This is a genomic window from Allostella sp. (genome assembly GCF_041913585.1).
Classification (GTDB): Bacteria; Pseudomonadota; Alphaproteobacteria; order ATCC43930; family Allostellaceae; genus Allostella.
In genome coordinates, this window is record NZ_JAYSFE010000181.1 from 1 (window position 1) to 6,698 (window position 6,698).

Consider the following 6,698-nt stretch of genomic DNA (forward strand, 5'->3'; position numbering starts at 1 on the left):
TGCTTGCCGATCCGCACTGGCCGCTGCGCGCCGCCAACGTCCTCAAGGGCAAGGGGTCCTGGCCGCTGCAATACGAGCGCGGCAACATCTACTGAACCGGCGCACCTCGGACGTTGTTCGGGGGCGGCCGTGAGCAATTGACGGTTGGGCGGCCGGCGGTAGGATTTCCCCCGGTCCACCGCCCGCAGGTCGCCCATGGCCGCCCCTCCGTTCCAGATCAGCAGCGTCTCGGTGCCGCTCATCGGCGTCACCTATCTCGACGAGCGCCCCGGCCTCATCCCGCTGCCGGCGTTCGCGGACGCGATCGCGGCGACCGGCGCCAATGCGGTCAAGATCAGCGTCGCGTCGGTCCTGAAGTACGGCACCGACAACGACTACGACGACGCCCTGACGGCCCAGTTCAACCCCGCCCTCGACAAGATCGCGGCGTTCGCGGCCCTGCTGCAGGAGCGCGGCATCGCCGTCGAACTCCAGGCGCAGGCGCTGATCGCCAACGCCACCGACCAGAACAACATCATCGCCGACCGCATCATGCCGTCGGACCCGGTCGCCTGGATGGGGCACCACACCGAGGAAATGGTGAAGTGGGCGACCTTCGCCGAAGAGATCGGCGCCGTCCGTTTCAGCCTGTTCACCGACCTCGAACAGCACATGACCTACGGCTTCGATCCGGCGAGCCCGATCACCCGGGGATGGATCGATCTCGCCGCCGCCATCCGGACCGTCTTTTCGGGCCATCTGACCGCGATGGCCTACACCGACGGGACGGTCTTTCCCGGCGGCAACGACCATACCCGGCTGACGCCGAAGGCGATCTGGGACGCGGTCGATTCGATCGGACTGGGGTTCTTCCCCGAACCGCTGACCGAGCGCGACGACCCGTCGCCGGACGAACTGGTCGCCGCCTGGTACGCCGATGCCCGGGGCTTCCGTCCGGTCGACTATCTCCGCTCGCTCGCCGCCTACTACGGCAAACCGGTCTACATCAACGACCGCACCTTCCACTCCTTCGACGGCGCCAACCGCGACCATGTCCGCATCTTCGACGGTTCGATCCCGCTGGTCGTCGACGAGCAGGAACAGGCCGACCTCTACGAGAGCTTCCTGCGGGTGCTGTCGCTCGAGCAGGGCGACTGGCTGCTGGGCGTCTCCTTCAACAGCTTCAGCCGGTTCGTGCCGGGTTCGCAGCCGGGCGTGGCGCGGTTCCTGTTCAGCCCCTATGGCGAGAACGTCCAGGGCAAGGCGGCCGAGCAGGTCCTGAGCGCCTGGTACGGCGGCGATCGCCAGGGCGACGGCCTGGCGCTGGTGGGCGGCGCGGCGGCGGACCGACTGGCCGGCGGCTACCACCACGATCAGATCGCCGGGCTGGACGGGGCCGATACCCTGACCGGCGGCGACGGCCACGACCTGCTGGACGGCGGCGGCGGTGCCGACCGCCTCGCCGGCGGGCCGGGCGAGGACACGGTCTACGGGCTCGACGGGCCGGACAGCGTCGACGGCGACGACGGCGCGGACCAGGTGAACGGCAACAAGGGCGACGACCAGGTGCGCGGCGGCGAGGGGGACGACACCGTGCGCGGCGGCCAGGACGGCGACACGGTCGACGGCGGCGGCGGCGAGGACTGGGTCAACGGCGAACTGGGCGACGACCTCGTCTTCGGCGGAACCGGGGCCGACCAGGTGCGCGGCGGCCAGGGCGACGACCGGGTCTTCGGCGGGGACGGCGACGACGCGGTGATGGGCGACCGCGGCCACGACACGCTCGGCGGCGGTGCCGGCGCCGACGCGTTCGTCTTCTTCGCCGACAATGGCCACGACCTCGTCGAGGACTTCGATCCCGCCGCCGACGTCCTCTCCTTCCACGTTCCGGGCGGGACCTTCAACGGGCTGCCCTTCGCCGGCTTCGCCGCGATCCTCGCGCTCTCGGCGGATGTCGACAGCGACGGCGACGGCGCCGCCGACGCGATGCGGATCGGGTTCGGCGCGGCCCATTCCGTCACGGTACGGGGCTTGCGGACCGCCACCGCCGCCGCCGACGATTTCGTGCTCTTCGCCTGAGCCGGCCTCAGAGGCGGACGCCGGGGATGTGGGTGACGGCGGTGCGGTAGCCCCTGGCCTCGGCGACCAGCACGAGGAGGCGCTCGATCGCGTGCAGGATCGTGCCGTCGAGCGGCAGCGGCTCGGGCGGCAGGTCGTCCCAGGCGAGGTCGAGGTCGAGGAGGGGCGCCAGCGCGTCGGGACGGGCCCAGAACATCGCCCCGACCGGGAACTCGATGTGCGTGGGCAGCGGTCCGAGGCCGAGCTTCGGCGCCAGCCGGCGCGCGATGGCGAGGTTCGTCTCGGCGCCGAAGGACGCCGCGGCATCGCCCGTCCCGGCCGCCGGATCGTGCCAGTTCCAGCCGAAGAGACGGGGGTCGTCGGCATGGACGAGGCCGAGCGCGGGATCGGCGGCGAAGCGGGCGAGGATCGCAGCCACCATCGGCGCGACGCCGGCCAGCAGGTTCTCCAGCAGGAAGGACCGCCAGCCGTCCGCGGCGTGGCCGGGGAGGTGCGGGCTGCGCTTGGTGTGGAAATGGCCGACGAGGTCGTAGCGCCGGTGCCAGCCGGGGTCCCAGGCGCAGAGCAGCGCACCCAGATTGCGGCCGCGATTGGGGACGACCCGCACCTGGGCGGCCGGCAGCCCGGCGGCTGCCGCCGCGTCCGCGACCTGCCGTCCCTTTGCGGCTTCGTCGGTGGTCACCAGCAGCTCGTAGGCGAGGTCCCGGGCCGGCGGCAGGCGGCGCAGCAGGTCCGGGGCGACGTCCGGATGATGGGCATGGAGGTGGACGGCGACCCGCAGTCCCTCGGGGCAGCGGACCGGCCGCAGCGACGGGCAGATGACTTCGCGCTGCCATGGGCCGGGCGGGCCGCCGGCGCGCAGGAAACGCGCGCCCGGGTCGCCGGGTCCGGCCCCGGCCGCGGCGGCATAGATGCCGGGATGGAAGCCCGGGAAGGGTCGGCGGGGCACGCCCGCCCCGGGCCCCGCCACGAGGTGGCGGCGGGCCGCCTCCGCCCTGGCCTCGATGTGGGCGCCCGCGGGCGTGAGGAACGCCGGGTCGAACCGCTCGTCCCCGGCGAGGGTCGCGATATCGTGCCGCACCTGCTCCAGCCGAGCGCTGGCCGCGGCCGCCATGTCCCCGACGGCGGCGGCAAGGCCGGCCATCGTCGCGCCGGCCTCGGTCGCGGCGCGCTGCCGGGCCGCCAGGGGATGGCGGCGTCCGCCCGCGGCCAGGATTTCGGCGGCGGCCGCCGCCAGCGCCGCCGGATCGGCGAGGATCGCCTCGGGGGTCGCTGCCAGCACGGCGGCGGCGGCGCTTCCGGCAAGCGCCAGCACCGGGACGCCGCGGGCGGTGGCGTCGAGCGCCGCCAGCGGCAGCCCGCGGTCGGCGGTCGCCAGGACGAGGTCGGCCAGGTGCAGGGCGGCCTCGTTGGATTCCGTCCCGGGGAGGATGGTCACGCCCGCCGGCGACCACGGACCGGTCTCCGCGATCGCGCGGCCGGTGCCGATCCACACCCATTGCGGCGCCGGCTCCGCCCGTCCGTTCCGCAGCGCCGCGGCGCAGGCGGCGAAGCGCCGGACGCCGTCCGCCGGCTCCAGGGGGCCGAACCCGATCACCAGCGGCGGGTCGCCGCCCCGGCCGCTGCGGCCGAGCTCGGCGCGCAGACGGCCGAGTTCGGCCCGCATCGCGTCCCGGGAGCGGGCCATGGAAAACTCGGACGGGCCGATCGGGGCGATCCGGGCGGGCATGTCCGCCGGCAGCTCCAGCGACGGGCGGGCGGCGACGACGGCGGTGCAGCGTGCCGCCGGCGCCAGGTCGTCGGCGTCGCGCGCGATCAGCACCGTCGGCACCAGCCGCTCGGCGAGCCGGTCGTGCAGTTCGGACGGCTGGGCGCCGACCAGGATCGCCGCGGTCGGCGGACCGCGTTCCAGCAGCGTGTCGACGAGTTCCCGCAGCCGGCCCGGCTCGCCGGCGCGCCGCCGGTCGGCCACCAGGACGCGGCCATGGGCGAGCTGCAGCGTGTCGAGCAGGGGGCCGCCTTCGAGCGCCACCAGGACGAGGTCGTGCGTCCGCCGCAGATGGCCCGCGAGATTGAGCGCCAGGACGGCATCGGCGCCGCGGTCGCAGGCCGCGATCACCACCAGCAGCAGCGGCCGCCCGGGCGCGTCCGGCGCCGGCGCGGCGGCGGGCAGGAAGCGATCGAGCGCGGAGGACGGGGCAGCCGGGATGCGGGTCTCGCCCGGCTGCCGCGGCCGCCGTCCCTGGTCGATCGCGCGGGCGACCTCGGCGACCCCGGGCCCGGCGACCCTGAGCAGGCGGTCGAGCACGCCGGGGGCGGCGGCGATCGCCGCCAGTGCCGGATTGCCGACCCGGCCGCAGCGCACCGCCTCCAGGAAGCGGCCGACGACCGCCTCGCCCTCGGCCTGGGCCTGCCGGGTCAGGCTGTGGAAGCTGTTGGCGCCGTGCAGCCGGTAGCGGTAGAGCGGCCGGTCGACCAGGACCGGCTCGCCTTGGAGGCAGGCGCCCAGCACGAAGTCCCAGTCGTGGCAGAGTGGCAGGTCGCGGAAGCCGCCGACCCGGCGGTGCAGGTCGCGCGTGAAGACGAGATTGCCGCTCGACACCGCCCGGTTGACGCCGAGGAACGCGGTCGCCACGGTCGGATGGTCGCCGACGCTGGCCGGCAGTCCGGCGAGCCGGGCCGCGAGCGGCGAATGGTCGGGCCGGTCGCCCGCATCGACGCACGCGATGCCGGAGAAGGCCAGCGCCGCGCCGCCTTCGAGGGCCGCGATGCAGGCTTCCAGCCGCTCCGGCTGGTAGGCGTCGTCGGAGTTGAGGATGGCCAGGACCTCGCCCGACGCGAGCGCCAGTCCGTGCTCGATGGTGGCTGCCGCGCCGCGGTTGCGCGCCGCCCGGACGATCTGGAGCCGGCGGAAGCGCGCCGCGAAGCGCGGGTCGTCGGCCAGTTCCGCGACCAGGTCGGCGGAACCGTCGGTGGAGGCGTCGTCGACGACGACCAGTTCGAGGTCCTGCCAGCCCTGGGCGTGGACCGACCACAGGGCGGCCGCGACGAAGCGGCGGTGGTTGAAGACCGGGACGACGACGGAGGCCCGCATGGCCGTGTCAGGCGATCTCGATCCGGATCGCCTGCGGCAGATAGGCGGTGCCGTCGAGGGTGCCGAGGCCGACCCGGAGGAAGTAGGAACCGGGCGCGACCGCCGACAGGTCGAGGCGGATCGCGAAGCCGCTGCGTCCGGCGCGATCGTCGACGGGCGCGGCCAGCGCCTCGCCGACGTCGCGCCGTTCTAGGCCGTGATCGGCGACGGCGAAGAGCGGCTCGGTCGTGGCCTCCGGGGCGGCCGGGACCAGCGCCACCAGGCAGCGCGGCGGGCCGTCCGGGTGCGGGTCGGCGTCGACGATCCAGCCGCGCACGACCAGCGGCTCGCTCCGGCGCTGCGCCGTCGCCGTCGCCGTCGGATGCTCGACATGCCCGCGCAGACGGCCGTGGCGCAGCCGGGCGGGCGGACCGATCTCCGACGCCGGCACCGGCCGTCGCGGGTCGAGCCCGCCGACATGGCGCAGCCAGTCGGCATGGTAGCGGCCGAGATAGTCCGTCGCCGCCTCCGCCGCCCGCAGGCGTTCGTCGAAGGCGCGCAGGACGGCGACGGCGCGCTGCAGCGGCCCGCCGTCGCGACCGGCCTCGGCGGCCAGCCGCTCCATCTCGGCCCGCGCCCGCTCGACCGTCATGCCGCCGCCGGGCGGCCCGCCCGCGGCGCCCGACCGGGCCGTCGCGCGCGCGCAGGCCTGGAGCCAGCGCCGCCCGAAGCGCTGGTCGGGTTCCAGATGGTTGCCCTCGCCCCATTCGTTCCAGGCGTTGACGAAGACGAGGCGGCGCCCGGCCGGGTCGACCCGCCGGCTGCGCGCGACCAGTGCCGACAGCCAGGTCTCGAAGAGTTCCGGCGTCGCCCCGAGGAAGAGATGGGCGTCGGCGCCGCGCCGGGCGGTGTTGTCGAAACCGACCATGGCGGTGCGGACCGTGGGGAAGGAGGGCTCGGGCTGCAGCAGGTGCTGCGTCACCAGGGCGTCGTAGTCGTAGGCATGGCCGCGGAAGGGCTCGGTCCAGGCGACGCCGGCGGCGATGTCGGCCGAGGGCAGGGTGAGCGGCGGAAACTCGATCGCGAGGTCGAAGCCGTCCAGGGCGGCGTCGGCATAGCCGAAGGCGAGGCAGGCGGCGAGGCAGAGGTCGATCCCGTGCCGCGCGGCCGCCCGTCGCATCTCCGCCACCGCCGCCGGCCGGTCGGGGAACTGCCCCGGCCGGTAGAGGACGAGGAGCGGCCGGCCGTCGATCCGGAGGTAGCGCGGGTCGCGGAGATAGGGCAGCAGGTCGGCGACCAGCCGCTCGAAGCAGCCGGGCGAGTAGGATTGCGGGACGATGACGTCGGTCTCGGCGCCGTCCCAGGCCCTGGTCCAGCTCTCGTTCGCCCAGCACAGGCAGAACGGCATGTCGGGCCGGCCGGAGCCGAGCATCGCCGCGAGCGGCGTCTCCAGCAGGCGGCGGCCGTCGAACCAGTAGTAGTAGTGGCAGAAGGCGTGGATGCCGTGTGCCTGCGCCAGCGTCGCCTGCTGCTCCATCACCTCCGGCAGGCGCAGGTCGTAGAAGCC

General features: G+C 74.7%; 3 protein-coding genes. 1 reads left to right on the forward strand and 2 read right to left on the reverse strand.

All coding sequences use genetic code 11. The annotated features are described in order from the left end of the window. Nucleotides 1-195 precede the first annotated feature (195 nt). Nucleotides 196-2,058: a hypothetical protein gene (locus ACE3Q3_RS22065; RefSeq protein ID WP_374449619.1), complete on the forward strand. Its 1,863-nt coding sequence runs from the start codon at nt 196-198 to the stop codon at nt 2,056-2,058. Between the two features lie 7 nt (nt 2,059-2,065). Here the strand turns inward: ACE3Q3_RS22065 and ACE3Q3_RS22070 are convergent, their stop codons facing one another. Then, the gene (locus tag ACE3Q3_RS22070; RefSeq protein ID WP_374449621.1) at nt 2,066-5,152 is read right to left on the reverse strand and encodes a rhamnan synthesis F family protein; all 3,087 of its coding nucleotides are present in this window, start codon (nt 5,150-5,152) and stop codon (nt 2,066-2,068) included. Between the two features lie 7 nt (nt 5,153-5,159). Beyond that, nucleotides 5,160-6,698: glycoside hydrolase family 99-like domain-containing protein (locus ACE3Q3_RS22075; protein WP_374449623.1), on the reverse strand; the 1,539-nt coding region annotated here is incomplete at its 5' end.

What these genes read in the sequence shown, in the direction of transcription:
- ACE3Q3_RS22065 (WP_374449619.1), top strand. Translation starts at nt 196, where the DNA reads ATGGCCGCCCCTCCGTTCCAGATCAGCAGCGTCTCGGTGCCGCTCATC.
- ACE3Q3_RS22070 (WP_374449621.1), bottom strand. Translation starts at nt 5,152, where the DNA reads ATGCGGGCCTCCGTCGTCGTCCCGGTCTTCAACCACCGCCGCTTCGTC.